The sequence below is a fragment of the Yersinia sp. 2466 StPb PI genome, from assembly GCF_041538325.1.
Classification (GTDB): domain Bacteria; phylum Pseudomonadota; class Gammaproteobacteria; order Enterobacterales; family Enterobacteriaceae; genus Yersinia; species Yersinia enterocolitica_E.
This window is the reverse complement of record NZ_JAULSL010000001.1, coordinates 4,532,508-4,547,743: the sequence shown is the minus strand read 5'-3', so window position 1 is coordinate 4,547,743 and position 15,236 is coordinate 4,532,508. Positions and strand designations below refer to the sequence as shown.

Sequence of the window (15,236 nt, the reverse complement as noted above, 5' to 3'; positions counted from 1 at the left end):
CCTCCGATGGCTTTTTTGTAGTTTTTGACCCCGGTATAGCCTGGTATCTACCCGGTAGTTAAACGGCTAACTTGCTGTCGTTTATGTTCCATAACGAGCGCCATGCTAGATAAATTCGCATAACTTATCTGTGAGTGATGGCTCATTTGTTACAGTTATATGAAAGCGGCGGCAATTTTGAGCGATTGGTTAACATTTTGAAACCCACAATGACAAATTACCTGTGACTTTGATCACAATCATGGTTTTTAAACACCACATTGCTTTCGTTTTTCGTTCGTTTTTGTTCCTTATCAAACAATAACCTTAAAGATTGTGGCTCAATAGACGCATAATTAGCCGCCAGGCGGCTGTCTGATAATGTGGGGTCCTTCATGACGAACAGTTCTCCTTACACAGAAACGGATGTCATCATCATTGGTGGTGGTGCGACCGGTGCCGGGATTGCCCGTGACTGCGCTCGCCGTGGTTTAGCCTGTACGCTCTTGGAGAGGCATGACATTGCCACTGGTGCGACTGGCCGTAACCATGGCTTGCTACACAGCGGCGCACGCTATGCGGTAACTGATGGCGAATCTGCCCGCGAATGTATTGAAGAAAACCGTATTCTGAAACGTATTGCACGCCATTGTATTGAGCAAACGGATGGCCTGTTTATCACGTTGCCGGAAGACTCGCTGGAATATCAGCAGCAATTTATCGCGCGCTGCCAGGACGCCGGTATCGAGGCCGAAGCCATTGATCCAAAGCTGGCCTTACGGCTGGAGCCTGCTGCTAATCCGACGTTGATTGCTGCCGTCCGCGTGCCAGATGGTACCGTCGATCCCTTCCGTTTAACTGCCGCGAATATGCTGGATGCGCGTGAGCACGGTGCGAATGTACTGACTTATCACGAAGTTATTGGCTTGCTACGCCACGGTGATAGGGTGAGCGGCGTGCGCGTTTTCGATCATAAGAATCAGCGCCAGTATGATATTCATGCACAAATAGTGGTCAACGCTGCGGGGATCTGGGGGCAACATATTGCTGAATATGCTGATCTTCGTATCCGCATGTTTCCGGCAAAAGGTGCTCTGTTGATCTTGGGTCATCGGATCAACAACATGGTGATCAACCGCTGTCGTAAACCGGCTGATGCTGATATTTTGGTTCCGGGCGACACCATCTCATTGATCGGGACGACCTCAACCCATATTGAATACGATCAAATCGATAATATGGTAGTAACGGCACAAGAGGTGGATACCTTAATCCGCGAAGGATCAAAACTTTCACCCCAGTTGGCGCAAACGCGCATCTTACGTGCTTACGCCGGTGTCAGGCCGCTGGTTGCCAGTGATGATGACCCGTCGGGGCGCAATGTCAGCCGTGGCATTGTGTTACTGGATCATGCTAACCGCGATGGTCTGGAAGGTTTTATCACCATTACCGGTGGCAAGCTGATGACCTACCGTCTGATGGCGGAGTGGGCAACAGATAAAGTGTGTGAAAAATTAGGTATTACCGCAGCCTGTACCACCGCCCAAGCGCCACTACCCGGTTCACAGCAATCAGCGGAGCAAACTCTCAGCAAAGTCATTTCTCTGCCTGCCAGTATTCGTGGCTCAGCGGTTTATCGCCATGGGGATCGCGCGACACAACTATTGGCCGGAAACCGGCTGGATAATAGCCTGGTGTGCGAATGCGAGGCAGTGACTGCCGGCGAAGTGCGCTATGCGATTGAATCGCTATCGGTCAATAACCTACTGGATTTACGTCGTCGTACCCGTGTTGGCATGGGGACCTGTCAGGGTGAACTCTGTGCCTGCCGGGCCGCGGGTTTACTCAGCCGCTTTAAAGTGACCACGCCGCAGCAATCCCGTGAACAGCTGGTGCAATTTCTTAATGAGCGTTGGAAAGGTGTGCGCCCGATAGCTTGGGGCGATGCTTTGCGGGAGAGTGAATTTACGCACTGGGTCTATCAAGGGCTGTGTGGTCTGGATGACACCCCGCCTGCGGCCAACGTTCAGGAGAAACCAGATGAAATTTGATGTCATTATCATCGGTGGTGGCTTGGCTGGTCTGGCGTGCGGTATCCGCCTGGCTGAGCAAGGCAAATATTGTGCGATTGTCAGCGCTGGGCAAAATGCGCTGCACTTTTCCTCCGGCTCTTTGGATCTATTGGCAAAATTACCGGATGGGCAGGCAGTCAGCCAGCCGTTATCCGCACTCGCGACCTTGGCTGAATTAGCGCCTGAACACCCCTATAGCAAGATGGGGCAAGTGGCACAAGTGGGTGAATTAGCACAAGAAGCTGAATCTCTTTTACAGCGGTGCGGCCTGAAATTGGTGGGCAGCGCGGCGAAGAACCACCTGCGGCTTACGCCGTTGGGCAGTTGCCGGCCAACCTGGCTCAGCCCGGCGGATATCCCGGTTGCACCATTGGAAGGCCCGCTGCCGTGGCAAAAAGTCGCGGTAATTGGTATTGAAGGTTTCCTCGATTTCCAACCACAAATGGTTGCCAGCGCCTTACAAGAGCAAGGTGTTGATGCGACGCCAGATTATCTGCATTTACCGGCGCTTGATCGTCTGCGGGATAACCCTAGCGAATTTCGTGCGGTCAATATTGCTCGTGTGCTGGATTTACCAGAAAACCTGCAACCGCTGGCGGATGAGTTATCCCGTCTGTCATCAGCAGCAGAAATGATTTTGCTGCCAGCTTGTATCGGGCTGGATGTGTCTGCGCCACTGGAAGCATTGCGAGCCGCAGTCGGGAAACCCATTCAACTGCTGCCGACGCTACCACCGTCGTTACTTGGTATGCGATTACATCAGGCTCTGCGCCATCGCTTCCAGCAATTGGGGGGCATTGTCATGCCCGGTGATGCGGTATTACGTGCTGAGCTGGTGGGGGACCGGATTACTGGGCTTTATAGCCGTAACCATGGCGATATTCCGTTGCGTGCCGCCCAGATGGTGCTGGCCAGCGGTAGCTTCTTTAGCAATGGGTTAGTGGCCACTTTTGAGCATGTTTACGAACCGATACTGGATCTGGATATTTTATCGCTACCGAACCGTGCCGACTGGAGCCGCAGCAATATGTTTGCGCCCCAGCCTTATCTGCAATTTGGGGTTAACACTGATAACCGGTTACGGGCGCTACGTGGGGGTATTGCACTGGATAATCTACATGTTATCGGTGCGGTACTGGGGGGATACGATCCGTTGCAACAAGGCTGTGGCGCAGGGGTTTCACTAACCAGCGCACTGTTTGTTGCAGAGCAGATTGTCAACGCAATGGAGGTGACATTATGACGTGGTTACCGCAGAACGGAGACAGCAACACTTTTTCTCAGAATCAACATTTGCCGCAGGATAAACACTTGGCACGGGATAACAGTTTTGAAAGTTGTATTAAGTGTACGGTGTGCACCACTTATTGCCCGGTCGCCAAGGTTAACCCGCTTTATCCGGGGCCGAAGCAGGCTGGCCCTGATGGTGAGCGCTTACGTTTGAAAGATCCGGCACTGTATGACGATGCATTGAAATATTGCACGAACTGCAAACGTTGCGAAGTGGCATGCCCGTCCGATGTTAAAATCGGCGACATCATCCAACGTGCTAAAGCCAGTTACAGCAGCAATAAACCCAAACTGCGCGATGCGATCCTCAGTCATACCGATATCATGGGCACCCTCTCAACACCGTTTGCACCGGTAGTGAATGCGGTCACCGGTTTGAAACCGGTGCGTGCCTTGTTGGATAAAGCGCTGAAAATTGATCATCGGCGTGAATTACCAAAATACTCGTTTGGTACCTTTCGCCGCTGGTATCGTAAACAAGCTGAAAAACAGCAGCAATATAGCGAACAGGTGGCATTTTTCCATGGCTGCTTCGTAAATTACAATCATCCCCAGTTAGGTAAAGATTTAGTCAGTGTATTCAATGCGATGAACATTGGCGTTCAATTACTTAAACGGGAAAAATGCTGTGGCGTACCCCTGATTGCTAATGGATTTATTGAGCAGGCGAAAAAACAGGCACGGGTGAATCTGGAATCCCTGACTGATGCGGTTATCGGGCGGGATATCCCGGTAGTAGCAACTTCATCAAGTTGCACCTTTACCTTGCGTGATGAGTATCCGCACTTGTTAGATGTTGATACTGCACCCGTGCGCGACAAAGTGGAGTTGGCGACACGCTATCTCTACCGCTTATTGGATCAGGGGCGCGACTTACCGTTGAAAGCGCTGTTCTCGGCAAACAATACGCCGTTGCGTATTGCCTATCACACACCTTGCCATATGGAGAAAATGGGCTGGACGGCCTATACCCTGGCTTTGCTACAGCGTATCCCCGGTATTGAGCTGGTGGTATTGGATTCGCAGTGTTGCGGGATTGCCGGAACTTACGGTTTTAAATCAGAGAACTACGCAACATCGCAAGGGATTGGTGCCTCACTGTTCCAGCAAATCGAGGAGAGTGGGGTTGATTTGGTGATTACCGATTGTGAAACCTGTAAGTGGCAGATTGAAATGTCGACCAGCAAAAAATGCGAACATCCCATCACTTTATTGGCACTGGCTTTAGCTTAATTTTGGAAAAGGATAATGCAGGCAGAGCGCTGATGAGCCGCGCTCTGTTAAGGAATACTATTTTAGCTTGAGCGTGCTAATAATCGATTCGGCTTCAGTCTGAGCTTGCTGCTGATTATCTGCGGGCAGCGTAATTTGTATTGTCATCAAATGGTTATCGACTTTACCCATCAACACAGACGAATAGGCTTTCTGGCCGCCACTGGTAATAATGCTATCTAACTGCTGGAACGGTTGTCCGTCAATTTTAATGGCTTTATTGGTGACGACTTGCAGGTTAGCATCACGGGCGCGTTGCTGGTCTGCTAAACGCGTTGTCAGTACTTCCAGTTCTTCATTGGTGTTATCACCTAAAATCACGATAACTGCTTTATCGCCGGTTTTATTGGCGTAAACGTGCATGTTATTCGCTTGATTGCCCATCTTTCCGCTTTGATCAGACAAGTCTGCCGGCAAGCTGAAGGCCACTTTGCCTTCCAGCAGGCTGACCGGTTGGCCCACGTTACTATTGCTGTTGCCATCACAAGCACTTAATCCTGCAACCAACAGACCGACAGCAAGAAATTTGGTTATTTTATGCATGGGAATCCCTTTATTGATGATTAATATCCCCTTGTTACTTGAACTTACAGGGGGTTAGTGACACCCCTGCAACGCCAACTAATCTGGGTATGGCCTTATCGCACCTTATTCAGACGCTAAAAGCAATCTATTGTTCAGTGGCAGTAGCCTGCTTTAGTGCTTGCTGTTCGGTCTGTCGGGCAAAATATTTCAGCAATACATTGAGCATCACGCCATAGGCGGGTAGGAAGAACAACATGCAGATCAGCAGCTTAAAGCTATAATCCACCAAAGCGATTTCTACCCAGTTTGCAGCCATAAATGGGTCAGTACTGCGATAGAACGCAATAAAGAAGAACGCCATGGTGTCACTGATATTGCCAAAGAACATGGCAGCAGTAGGGGCAACCCACCAGGCACTGCGCTGACGCAGGCGGTTAAATACCTGAACATCCAGAATCTGGCCGAGTACATAGGCCATAAAGCTGGCAATCGCGATACGGGCTACCACCAAGTTAAAGCTGGTTAATGCCGGTAACCCCTGCCAACTCCCCTGATAAAACAGGGCTGAAATCAGATATGAAATCAGCAACGCTGGCACCATAACCGACAGAATGATCCGGCGCGCCAAAGGAGCACCAAAAATCCGTACAGTCAGGTCAGTGGCAAGGAAGATAAACGGAAAAGTAAAAGCGCCCCAAGTGGTATGAAAACCGAAGATAGCGATCGGTAATTGCACCAGGTAGTTGCTGGAGGTAATGATGACAATATGGAATAGCGACAGCCATACCAAAGCGGTCATCCGCTGTTGGGCAGTAAACGAAAACATAAATGTGACCTTTTTGGTTATTGGGGTGAGGGAACCCAAACAGAATGTGCCGCAATTTCTGCGACGCGGCGGCATAATACGCGTTTGCGCAACGAATGCAATGGCTAATTTTAACGCAAACGTTAGCGTCGCTTGCGCCTAAAAATCGACGGGGTAAACTATCCGCCTTCGCACACGGGCTTATATTTTATCTTTATACTGCTAGCAAACCCATAACGACCAACAAGAGACTCACCATGACCGATATTTTTGCCAATCCAGACAAAACACTTGATGCACTGGGCCTGCGCTGCCCTGAGCCGGTGATGATGGTGCGAAAAACGGTCCGGCACATGGAAGATGGCCAAACTCTACTGATTATTGCTGACGACCCTGCCACCACCCGCGATATTCCCGGTTTTTGCCGTTTTATGGACCATCAGTTGTTGGCACAAGATATCGGGCAGACGCCGTATCGGTATTTAGTCAAGAAAGGGGCAAAAGCGCAGTAACACCCGCCTCTGCCCCAATTATCAGAACCGATGCTTGATTCAAACATCCCGCTTGCGCAGTAGCCGTAACGCATTGGCTGTTACTAAGGCGGTAGCACCGGAATCTGCTAATACTGCTAACCAGAGACCGGTTAAGCCCAGTAGTGTGGTAACCAGGAAGATTCCCTTTAGGCCCAGTGCGATAGTAATGTTCTGGCGGATATTGGCGTTGGCCGCCCGTGATAACAGAATAATTTCTGCTAATCCGGTTAACCGGTTGTGGGTCAACGCGGCATCGGCTGTTTCCAATGCCACATCGGTGCCACTACCCATGGCAATACCAATACTGGCTGCTTTCATCGCCGGAGCATCATTGATGCCATCACCGACCATCACCGTAGGTTGTGCCGCATTCAATGCCATAACCGCTTGCACTTTATCGGCGGGCAGTAATCCGGCGCGGTAATCAATCCCCAATTCACCGGCAATTGCCGCTGCGGCTCGTGGATTATCGCCAGTGAGCATCACCCCCTGAATACCTAACTTCTTCAGCGCATCAATGGCTTGCCTGGCATCAGTTCGTAACGTGTCACGTAATGCCAATAAACCAATTAGCGTTTCATCTTCCAGCACGGCGACGGCTGTTTTACCGCTGCTTTCCAACTGGTCGAGCTGTGTTTGCCACTCAGCAGTCAATAACTGTGGGGGCAACTTACTGGGGGCGCTGACGCGCACCGTCAGACCATTAACCACACCTTCAACACCCACCCCCGCCAGAGCTCGACGCTCACTCGCCAGTGGCAATATTGGGGTGTTTTGCTGTGCGCGTTGCATAATAGCGATCGCTAACGGATGGTGGGAGCCAGCTTCAACGGCGGCGGCCAACGCTAACAGGCGGGTTTCACTCACACCGGCTATAGGCAGAATATCGGTAACTTTAGGTTTGCCCTCGGTCAGGGTGCCGGTTTTGTCAAAGGCAACCGTTTGAATTCGGCCCAACTGCTCCAGTGCTGCTCCCCCTTTGATCAATGCACCACGGCGGGTTGCCGCCGCTAATGCAGATGTAATTGCCGCAGGTGTGGAGATAACCAACGCACATGGGCAACCTATCAGTAATAGTGTCAGGCCGCGGTACAGCCAGGTTTCCCAAGGTTCGGCGAAAGCCAAAGGCGGTACTAACATGACCAGCGCTGAAAGCAGCATGATCGCTGGCGTATAAATACGACTGAAGCGGTCAATGAAACGCTCAATGGGTGCTCGGCGTTCTTCTGCTAATTCAATTAGTTGCAGAATACGGTCAATAGCATTATTGCCGGGTTCTGAGATAACTCGCATTTCAGTGGCGCGATCGACCGATAAGCTCCCGGCCGCAACTTTTTCGCCTTGCTGACGCTCAACAGGGATAGATTCTCCGGTGAGGGCGCTTTCATCGAAACTGGCAAAAGGGGTCATTAGTTCGGCATCTGCGGGTAAGCGGCCACCGGGCGAGATTTCGATGATATCGCCGGGGCGCAAACTGGCGACAGGAACCTGCCTACGCTCACCGTCTTTTAACAACAGTGCCTCTTCTGGCACCAGTGCCATCAGGGCAGTTACCCCACGGCGTGCACGGTTTGCGGCATAAGATTCGAGCAGTTCGCCGACCATAAACAGCAGTAATACCATGGCCGCTTCAGCGGTTGCGCCAATAAACATCGCCCCGATAGCTGCCACGCTCATCAAGGTTTCAATGGCGAAGGGAGTCCCAGAGCGGATAAGCTTCCAGGCTTTGGCGATGATCGGGATCAGACCGACAATGGTGGTTGCAGTGAAGGCAAACTCACTTAGTTCAAGGCTGAATAACGAGATCCCCCAACTGATAAGCATCAGTGTGGTTAATAATGCGATAGGTAAGTATTCGCGCAGGCGTGATTCTGGCGCAGCGGCTTTACTTCCTGCGCTTGATTGGGTATCGACCAGAGTGAATCCAGCCTGAGTGACTGCATTCACGACTTGAGGGCGGATATCTATGCGTGCATCAACCACTAATTTTTCTGTGGCAAAGAGGACTTTTACATTTTCAATCCCGACCAGATTACTGACGGCATTTTCAATTTTTCGGGCACAGCTTGGGCAGTCCATCCCTTTGACCTGCCAACTGAAGCGCTGGTTATCTGCAGATATCTCTGGCGCGAGTATGTCGCTTTCGTCATCACCCTCATCGCTTTGGCCCTGACTACAGCAACCCCCATCATTATGTGAGTGTTCACTCACTGAGTCTGAGCTGTCATTGCTGGCACTGGTTGTTTTCTGGCTGCTGCAACCGGTTTGTTGTTTGGCATGAGTGTGACCACAGCCACAGTTGTTGTGTGTATCCGTTGGATGCTGATGTTCAGAATGTGAATGCATGGTGCCTCCTGGAAAGCATGTAACAGGTATTGCAGCACTCTACACCTTGGAGTCAACTCCAGAGTCAAGAGGGAAATGAGAGTAATTGCTAAATGGGATTTTTGCTACCTGGCAGGGTATGACTAAAGTGAGCGTATCCAGCGCATTGAAATGCGCGCCCCTTTGGTGGAGCACGCAGCTCAAACGGCTAAAAACGTATTGCGGTACTGATTTAGTTACAAATACAGCGACCGGACAATCAGGAAATGCCCGACAAAGTAGCAGCCAGCGACAATTGCATCTGAAGCCCGGAATGAAAAACGATAGCGATTCAGTAGCCAAATGCTATGCGAAACCAGCAGTAACACGGTACCTGCCAGCAGAGAGAAGCTTAAATCTGTACTGCGGGCAAAGTATTGTTCGCCCGCCATCCAGACCATCAGTAACGTCATGCCAACGAAAGCGATCACTGGCCAGCGCATATCTTCCAGCCGTGTCCAGATAGTGGCTATCAGTAATGCGCCAATCACGATCAACACCAACGGAAGAGGCCAGAACAGCGTGAATGTCATCTGGCTGGCAAAACTGATGGTATAGAGTAAATGGGAAAGGAAGAATGCGCCCAGAGCATAAAGTAAGCGCTCACTGGGTAGCAGTAATAATGCATCAGCTACCAGAGTCGCAAGTAAGCCCAAGACAATGAGATAGCCGACAGGACCAAGAATAGGTGCTTGCCAGGCAAGTAACAGTAAAAGTAACAGGGTGACAGGTTTGAATACCCAACGCTGCCAGCGTGGGCCTCGGTAAGTTGCATCAACAAACAACCAACCAGAAAAAAATACGGCAAGGAATGGCCAGCTCATTATTTATCCTTTTTTCTATGCAGGTTTTAGTGAAAGTACCTGTGTTGTAATGATAATCCGTAATGCTAATGACTCCGAGTATACATTCATCAAGTGTAAGGGATGGAAGCCAAGAGCGATAGCGACGCTATTGTGATTTGCATGATTTGTGCCACTTAATGCGTAACAGTCCGCATAATCAGATTTAGCGGCACCATCCGCCAGCGGAGATCTTGGTGTTGTTTGGCCCACATGTTATGTTAAGGCCGATTTCCTTTCGCTAAATCAAGGGATAGAGGCAGTAGCGCCATGGCCAATGAACAATTGCTTTATCGTATTCAATTTATAAATAACGGTAAGAATTATCAGCTCTATGTCCGTGAGGTAGGCCCGAGTAACTTGTTTGGGTTTATTGAAATTGCTGATTTTGTCTTTGATAGTCAATCAACATTGCTGGTGGACCCTTCAACTGAAAAACTGAAAACAGAATTTTCAGGTGTTAACCGCAGCTATATTCCTCTTCATTCGGTGATTCGTATCGATGCCGTGACGGAAAAGGGCAGCGCTCGGATCTCTGAATTGGGCAGTAATGTGATGAGTTTCCCCTATCTGCCGGGCAATAAGTCCTGATGGGTAGTGTATGAATAAACCTCCGTTATTATTGATTGCTGTGGTGGTACTGATAGCCGTATTGGCGACCCGTCAGTATTGGCAAAAAAAACGGCAGGATACAGAAAATAACCGAGCGCTGGTGCGCAGTTTACAAGTTGAAGTCATTAATAAACGAGAAGTATTAGCGCCCAATCGTCGCTCACGGCAGCGCGAAGAAATTGTCGCAGAAGAAAAACGCTATGAAGTTACTTTCCAGCCACTTATCAGTAGTATTGAGGTGAAAAGTAACCGTGAAATCAAAGTGATACTGCCACAGCAGGCGTATAATAGTATTGTACAAGGCGCACAGGGAACGTTACGTTTACAAGGCTCCCGCTATATTGGTTTTACCCCGACGTCAGTCCCCGACTAAATCTGTCGCCAAATAAGTCAGCCTGCAATCAACAATTTGCCGCTACAACCAAGGTATATCCAATAGACTTGAAGTTGCAGGCGGCAGATAAGTTTATTTTTTAGGCAATGATGGTTGCTTCTTTTGCCAGGCCAGTAATTCAAAGACACCGAACACAAAGATTTTAAGTTGCTGCAAGCCACTGATCGGTTGATCTTTAGGTTGTGTAGATTTGAGTAGAACCAGTTGCAAACCATGCATCAAAACCATAAATATCATGGCAACATTAATAAAGTATCTCAATGGTTTAGGGAAGGGTTGGAACAGATTTAGCAGTAAGAAAAACCATACCCCTAACATCAATAACCGGCCGAGATTAATCCACATGGTGTTGCTCCAGTTCTTCCGCTGATACAGCGTGTTGGTGAGTCTGTTCATTACGAATATAGAGACGATAGGCCACTTGACCGGCAATTTTCTCGCGATGTAACTGCCAACTGCCGGGAACATCCGCAGCGGCACTTTCAGCCTCAGCTTCAACGTAAATCCAAGCCTGTTCTGCCAGCCAGTTATATTGCTCCAGCAGTGTGATGGTTTCAGCTAACAAGCCTTTACGGAAAGGGGGATCAAGGAATACCAGATCAAAAGGCTGCCCCGGTTGAGCCAGCCACTGCAAAGAATTGGTATTCACTACTTGACCATTCTCGGCACTCAATAATGCCAGATTGCTGCCAAGTTGCTTGGCGACATGCCGATCGGCTTCTAATAATATGGCTTCACCGGCATAACGGGATAGCGCTTCCAGCCCCAATGCGCCGCTGCCAGCAAAGCAATCCAGACACCGGGCACCCTGAATCATCGGTGCCAGCCAGTTAAACAGTGTCTCTCTGACCCGGTCAGTGGTTGGGCGTAGCCCTGGGCTATCAGGCACGGGCAATTTACGGCCTCGCCATTTGCCACCAATGATGCGGATCTGCCCCGCTGCCTGATGTACTGCCGGTTTTGCGCTAGATCGTTGGGTTGTCGATCGTGTTGTAGGTCGTTTTGCCATAGATTGCTTTGCTTGAAAGTTGGTCAGTATTGCAGCGCTGAATAAAAGAGTTAATCGCTATTCTACCTACGACTGCTGTGTGGGGGAAACGTTAAACCTTTGTTGACTGAATTCACAATAGAAACCAGCATCGTGCGCGTGTTGCTGTTCAGGGGAAAGTGATAGACTTGCAAACTATTATCTTATTTTATGCAAACCCGAAGTCATAAGGGTAAAGCCATGATTAAACCGCGAGGAGTGTAGTCGCAAATGGCAAAAGAAAAAAAACGTGGTTTTTTTTCCTGGCTGGGCCTTGGCCGTCAGAATGAAGAACAACCAACAGAGCCATTGGCTACTGAAAAAGAAGGTGTTGCTGAGCATGCTGAAGAGCAAGCCATCAGTGAGAAACAGATTGAGATAGCATCTGAGCACCCACCTGTTGAGGTAGAAGAGCATGTCACTGCCGCACCGGGTGAATGGGATAGCGCCGTTGTCAGTGAAGCCGCGGCTGAAATTCTGCCTGAGCTGGATGTAGACCCTACAGCGCAGGGGGTTGAAGAACCGATAGATTTCTCTTCTGATCCTCAGTATTTACAACATCATTTCTCACAACATGAGAATGAAGACGATAATGTTGCTCAATGGGATGAAGGCACCGTCAGTGCGCCAGAACTGCCATTGACAGAAGATAACCTGGTTCTCGATGTCTCTACGCCACAAGCTATTGTGGAAGAGCCGTGGGTCGAGGTTAGCGGCGAAACAGCAGTAATTGAAGAAGAATTTGAGTCACAAACAGAGCTTGAAGCGGTAAACGAAATTGTGCCGGTAGCGGTTCAGGAACAAGAACGCCCAACCAAAGAAGGTTTTTTTGCTCGTTTAAAACGCAGCTTACTTAAAACCAAGCAGAATCTTGGCTCCGGTTTTATGGGGCTGTTTAGTGGTAAGAAAATCGACGACGATCTGTTTGAAGAGTTAGAAGAACAGCTCCTGATCGCCGACGTTGGCGTCGAAACTACCCGTAAAATTATTACCTCTCTAACCGAACATGCCAGTCGTAAGCAGCTAAAAGATGCCGAAGCGTTATATGGCAAGCTTAAAGAGGAAATGTCTGAAATTCTGTCTAAAGTAGACAAGCCATTGGATGTCAGTGGCAAAAATCCCTTTGTTATCTTAATGGTTGGCGTTAATGGTGTGGGGAAAACTACCACCATCGGGAAACTGGCGCGTCAATTCCAGGCTGAAGGTAAATCTGTCATGCTGGCGGCGGGTGATACTTTCCGCGCGGCTGCGGTAGAACAACTGCAAGTTTGGGGGGATCGTAACAAGATTGCCGTGGTGGCACAGCATACCGGTGCAGACTCTGCTTCGGTGATTTTCGATGCTATTCAGGCAGCGAAAGCCCGAGGTATTGATGTGCTGCTGGCGGACACTGCCGGGCGTTTACAAAATAAAGCCCACCTGATGGAAGAGTTGAAGAAGATTGTCCGAGTGATGAAAAAGCTGGACGGCGACGCCCCCCATGAGGTTATGCTGACGTTAGATGCCAGTACCGGACAAAATGCGGTGAGTCAGGCGAAACTGTTTAATGAAGCAGTCGGTCTGACCGGAATTACCCTAACTAAACTGGATGGTACCGCCAAGGGCGGGGTGATTTTTGCCATCGCAGATCAGTTCGGAATCCCAATCCGTTATATCGGTGTTGGGGAAGGTATAGAAGATTTGCGGCCATTTAAGGCTGACGATTTTATTGAGGCTCTTTTTGCCCGAGAGGACTAATACGGATGATTCGCTTTGAACAGGTCAGTAAAGCTTATCTGGGCGGACGACAGGCGCTCCAAGGGGTCGATTTTCATCTGCGCCCAGCGGAAATGGCGTTTCTGACCGGCCATTCCGGTGCAGGGAAAAGCACCCTGCTGAAACTGATTTGTGGTATCGAGCGCCCCAGTGCCGGTCATATATGGTTTGGTGGTCACGATATAAGTCGCTTGAAAAACCGAGAAGTACCTTTCCTGCGTCGCCAGATCGGGATGATCTTCCAGGATCATCACCTGTTGTTGGACAGAACGGTATATGACAATGTCGCTATGCCATTGATTATTGCTGGTGCCAGCACTGAAGATATTCGCCGCAGAGTATCCGCAGCACTGGATAAAGTAGGGTTGTTGGATAAGGCGAAAAACTTCCCAATTCAACTTTCCGGCGGTGAGCAACAGCGTGTAGGCATTGCTCGGGCGGTAGTGAATAAACCGGCAGTATTACTGGCTGATGAACCGACGGGTAACCTGGACGATGCATTATCCGAAGGTATTTTGCGTTTGTTTGAAGAATTTAACCGTGTGGGCGTTACCGTGTTGATGGCAACCCACGATACGTCGTTGATTGCCCGGCGGCGCTACCCGATTCTGACATTGAGTCAGGGGCGGATGTTAGGAGCGCATCATGGCGAATAACGCACAGAAAGCAAAAACCAAAGCGCTAAAAGGCGGTTGGCGTGAACAGTGGCGCTATTCGTGGGTTAATGCCATTGCCGATATGATGCGCCAGCCATTGGCGACACTGTTAACGGTGATGGTGATTGCCATTTCGTTAACACTGCCAAGCGTATGCTATATCGTGTGGAAGAACGTCAGTCAGGCGGCAGATCAATGGTATCCAACCCCACAACTGACGGTCTATTTAGATAAAGCACTGGACGATAACGCAGCTGAGAACGTGGTGACTACGCTGAAAGCGGAAGCAGGTGTGGAGAAGGTTAATTATCTGTCGCGGGAAGAAGCGATGGGTGAGTTCCGCAACTGGTCCGGTTTTGGTGGAGCGCTGGATATGCTGGAAGAAAATCCGCTGCCCGCTGTTGCCATCATCACCCCTAAATTGGATTTCCAAAGCTCAGGGACGCTGGATACCCTGCGTGATCGGGTTAGTAAGGTGGAAGGGGTGGCTGAAGTCCGCATGGATGATAGCTGGTTTGCCCGTTTGGCCGCGCTGACAGGCCTGGTCGGGCAGGTCGCGGCCATGATTGGTGTTTTGATGGTGGTTGCCGTGTTCCTGGTAATTGGTAACAGTGTGCGTCTGAGTATCTTTAGCCGCCGCGATACTATCAATGTTATGAAGTTGATTGGTGCAACGGATGGGTTCATTCTGCGGCCGTTCCTGAACGGCGGGGCAATGCTGGGATTTGGTGGTGCGGTGTTATCTCTGATCCTATCAGAAGGGCTGGTATGGAAGCTTGGCTCGGTGGTTACGCAGGTGGCAGCGGTGTTCGGTACCCAATTTACCTTACATGGCTTGAGCTGGGATGAGTGCCTGTTGCTGGTGTTGATCTCTGCCATGATCGGCTGGATTGCAGCGTGGCTGGCAACGGTCCAACATTTACGTCGATTTACACCGCAGTAAAGAATGTTTGTTATACTCTTTCCCTGCGGTGTTGAACTAAAGCAGGGAAAGAGGTATTTGCTGTAGTGAATTCCATCTACACTTCTTGATCCGCTTGACCGGTTATCTGCTAAGATCCAGAGTCAAAAAGTGTGATCTAGTATGAACTTTTACGGCAATAACCAGTC

The 15,236-nt window shown here is 49.8% G+C and carries 15 protein-coding genes; 9 read left to right on the top strand and 6 right to left on the bottom strand.

Annotation, left to right across the window (positions count from 1 at the left end; translation table 11 throughout):
- Nucleotides 1-374 precede the first annotated feature (374 nt).
- Genes glpA through glpC form a run of 3 tightly spaced genes read left to right on the top strand, consistent with a single transcriptional unit; the run spans nucleotide 375 to nucleotide 4,574 of the window.
- Entirely contained in the window at nucleotides 375-2,030 is a 1,656-nt protein-coding gene (glpA, locus tag Q2T72_RS20535) for an anaerobic glycerol-3-phosphate dehydrogenase subunit A (protein ID WP_372569753.1), read from the top strand.
- The gene (gene glpB, locus Q2T72_RS20530) at nucleotides 2,020-3,294 is read left to right on the top strand and encodes a glycerol-3-phosphate dehydrogenase subunit GlpB (protein ID WP_083161939.1); all 1,275 of its coding nucleotides are present in this window, start codon (nucleotides 2,020-2,022) and stop codon (nucleotides 3,292-3,294) included. The genes glpA and glpB overlap by 11 nt, the downstream gene beginning before the upstream one ends.
- Nucleotides 3,291-4,574, top strand: coding sequence for an anaerobic glycerol-3-phosphate dehydrogenase subunit GlpC (gene glpC / locus Q2T72_RS20525; RefSeq protein WP_102970517.1), 1,284 nt, complete (start codon nucleotides 3,291-3,293; stop codon nucleotides 4,572-4,574). The genes glpB and glpC overlap by 4 nt, the downstream gene beginning before the upstream one ends.
- A gap of 57 nt (nucleotides 4,575-4,631) precedes the next feature.
- Here glpC and Q2T72_RS20520 read toward each other — a convergent pair whose 3' ends face one another.
- The gene (locus tag Q2T72_RS20520; RefSeq protein WP_083161941.1) at nucleotides 4,632-5,156 is read right to left on the bottom strand and encodes a DcrB family lipoprotein; all 525 of its coding nucleotides are present in this window, start codon (nucleotides 5,154-5,156) and stop codon (nucleotides 4,632-4,634) included.
- Between the two features lie 127 nt (nucleotides 5,157-5,283).
- Entirely contained in the window at nucleotides 5,284-5,964 is a 681-nt protein-coding gene (locus tag Q2T72_RS20515; RefSeq protein WP_372560056.1) for a 7-cyano-7-deazaguanine/7-aminomethyl-7-deazaguanine transporter, read from the bottom strand.
- 236 nt (nucleotides 5,965-6,200) lie between these two features.
- Here Q2T72_RS20515 and tusA point away from each other — a divergent pair, with 236 nt between their 5' ends.
- A complete protein-coding gene (gene tusA / locus Q2T72_RS20510) occupies nucleotides 6,201-6,455 on the top strand; it encodes a sulfurtransferase TusA (protein ID WP_083161945.1) in 255 nt (84 codons plus the stop codon).
- A gap of 39 nt (nucleotides 6,456-6,494) precedes the next feature.
- Here the strand turns inward: tusA and Q2T72_RS20505 are convergent, their stop codons facing one another.
- Nucleotides 6,495-8,822 (bottom strand): zinc/cadmium/mercury/lead-transporting ATPase, encoded by a 2,328-nt coding sequence (locus tag Q2T72_RS20505; protein ID WP_372569751.1) that lies wholly within the window; start codon nucleotides 8,820-8,822, stop codon nucleotides 6,495-6,497.
- Nucleotides 8,823-9,037: 215 nt separating this feature from the next.
- Complete coding sequence (locus Q2T72_RS20500; RefSeq protein ID WP_083161950.1) at nucleotides 9,038-9,664, bottom strand: lysoplasmalogenase; 627 nt, start codon at nucleotides 9,662-9,664, stop codon at nucleotides 9,038-9,040.
- A gap of 288 nt (nucleotides 9,665-9,952) precedes the next feature.
- On the opposite strand from Q2T72_RS20500, the gene Q2T72_RS20495 reads away from it, so the two are divergent.
- Together Q2T72_RS20495 and Q2T72_RS20490 are read left to right on the top strand one after the other, a co-directional pair.
- Complete coding sequence (locus Q2T72_RS20495; RefSeq protein WP_083161953.1) at nucleotides 9,953-10,273, top strand: DUF1820 family protein; 321 nt, start codon at nucleotides 9,953-9,955, stop codon at nucleotides 10,271-10,273.
- 10 nt (nucleotides 10,274-10,283) lie between these two features.
- Nucleotides 10,284-10,667: a DUF2500 domain-containing protein gene (locus Q2T72_RS20490; protein WP_372569750.1), complete on the top strand. Its 384-nt coding sequence runs from the start codon at nucleotides 10,284-10,286 to the stop codon at nucleotides 10,665-10,667.
- Nucleotides 10,668-10,760: 93 nt separating this feature from the next.
- Here Q2T72_RS20490 and Q2T72_RS20485 read toward each other — a convergent pair whose 3' ends face one another.
- Together Q2T72_RS20485 and rsmD are read right to left on the bottom strand one after the other, a co-directional pair.
- Complete coding sequence (locus tag Q2T72_RS20485) at nucleotides 10,761-11,033, bottom strand: DUF1145 family protein (RefSeq protein WP_032906890.1); 273 nt, start codon at nucleotides 11,031-11,033, stop codon at nucleotides 10,761-10,763.
- Nucleotides 11,023-11,697, bottom strand: coding sequence for a 16S rRNA (guanine(966)-N(2))-methyltransferase (rsmD, locus tag Q2T72_RS20480; protein ID WP_083161957.1), 675 nt, complete (start codon nucleotides 11,695-11,697; stop codon nucleotides 11,023-11,025). The genes Q2T72_RS20485 and rsmD overlap by 11 nt, the downstream gene beginning before the upstream one ends.
- A 249-nt stretch (nucleotides 11,698-11,946) precedes the next feature.
- On the opposite strand from rsmD, the gene ftsY reads away from it, so the two are divergent.
- Genes ftsY through ftsX form a run of 3 tightly spaced genes read left to right on the top strand, consistent with a single transcriptional unit; the run spans nucleotide 11,947 to nucleotide 15,069 of the window.
- Nucleotides 11,947-13,452: a signal recognition particle-docking protein FtsY gene (gene ftsY, locus Q2T72_RS20475; protein WP_083161959.1), complete on the top strand. Its 1,506-nt coding sequence runs from the start codon at nucleotides 11,947-11,949 to the stop codon at nucleotides 13,450-13,452.
- Nucleotides 13,453-13,457: 5 nt separating this feature from the next.
- A complete protein-coding gene (gene ftsE, locus Q2T72_RS20470; RefSeq protein ID WP_019213191.1) occupies nucleotides 13,458-14,126 on the top strand; it encodes a cell division ATP-binding protein FtsE in 669 nt (222 codons plus the stop codon).
- Nucleotides 14,116-15,069 (top strand): permease-like cell division protein FtsX, encoded by a 954-nt coding sequence (ftsX, locus tag Q2T72_RS20465; RefSeq protein WP_083161961.1) that lies wholly within the window; start codon nucleotides 14,116-14,118, stop codon nucleotides 15,067-15,069. Before ftsE ends, ftsX begins: the two co-directional genes overlap by 11 nt.
- Nucleotides 15,070-15,236: the final 167 nt, after the last annotated feature.

Bases quoted from the DNA above. Each gene is read 5' to 3' on its own strand.
- glpA (WP_372569753.1), top strand. From the start codon at position 375: ATGACGAACAGTTCTCCTTACACAGAAACGGATGTCATCATCATTGGT.
- glpB (WP_083161939.1), top strand. From the start codon at position 2,020: ATGAAATTTGATGTCATTATCATCGGTGGTGGCTTGGCTGGTCTGGCG.
- glpC (WP_102970517.1), top strand. From the start codon at position 3,291: ATGACGTGGTTACCGCAGAACGGAGACAGCAACACTTTTTCTCAGAAT.
- Q2T72_RS20520 (WP_083161941.1), bottom strand. From the start codon at position 5,156: ATGCATAAAATAACCAAATTTCTTGCTGTCGGTCTGTTGGTTGCAGGA.
- Q2T72_RS20515 (WP_372560056.1), bottom strand. From the start codon at position 5,964: ATGTTTTCGTTTACTGCCCAACAGCGGATGACCGCTTTGGTATGGCTG.
- tusA (WP_083161945.1), top strand. From the start codon at position 6,201: ATGACCGATATTTTTGCCAATCCAGACAAAACACTTGATGCACTGGGC.
- Q2T72_RS20505 (WP_372569751.1), bottom strand. From the start codon at position 8,822: ATGCATTCACATTCTGAACATCAGCATCCAACGGATACACACAACAAC.
- Q2T72_RS20500 (WP_083161950.1), bottom strand. From the start codon at position 9,664: ATGAGCTGGCCATTCCTTGCCGTATTTTTTTCTGGTTGGTTGTTTGTT.
- Q2T72_RS20495 (WP_083161953.1), top strand. From the start codon at position 9,953: ATGGCCAATGAACAATTGCTTTATCGTATTCAATTTATAAATAACGGT.
- Q2T72_RS20490 (WP_372569750.1), top strand. From the start codon at position 10,284: ATGAATAAACCTCCGTTATTATTGATTGCTGTGGTGGTACTGATAGCC.
- Q2T72_RS20485 (WP_032906890.1), bottom strand. From the start codon at position 11,033: ATGTGGATTAATCTCGGCCGGTTATTGATGTTAGGGGTATGGTTTTTC.
- rsmD (WP_083161957.1), bottom strand. From the start codon at position 11,697: ATGGCAAAACGACCTACAACACGATCGACAACCCAACGATCTAGCGCA.
- ftsY (WP_083161959.1), top strand. From the start codon at position 11,947: ATGGCAAAAGAAAAAAAACGTGGTTTTTTTTCCTGGCTGGGCCTTGGC.
- ftsE (WP_019213191.1), top strand. From the start codon at position 13,458: ATGATTCGCTTTGAACAGGTCAGTAAAGCTTATCTGGGCGGACGACAG.
- ftsX (WP_083161961.1), top strand. From the start codon at position 14,116: ATGGCGAATAACGCACAGAAAGCAAAAACCAAAGCGCTAAAAGGCGGT.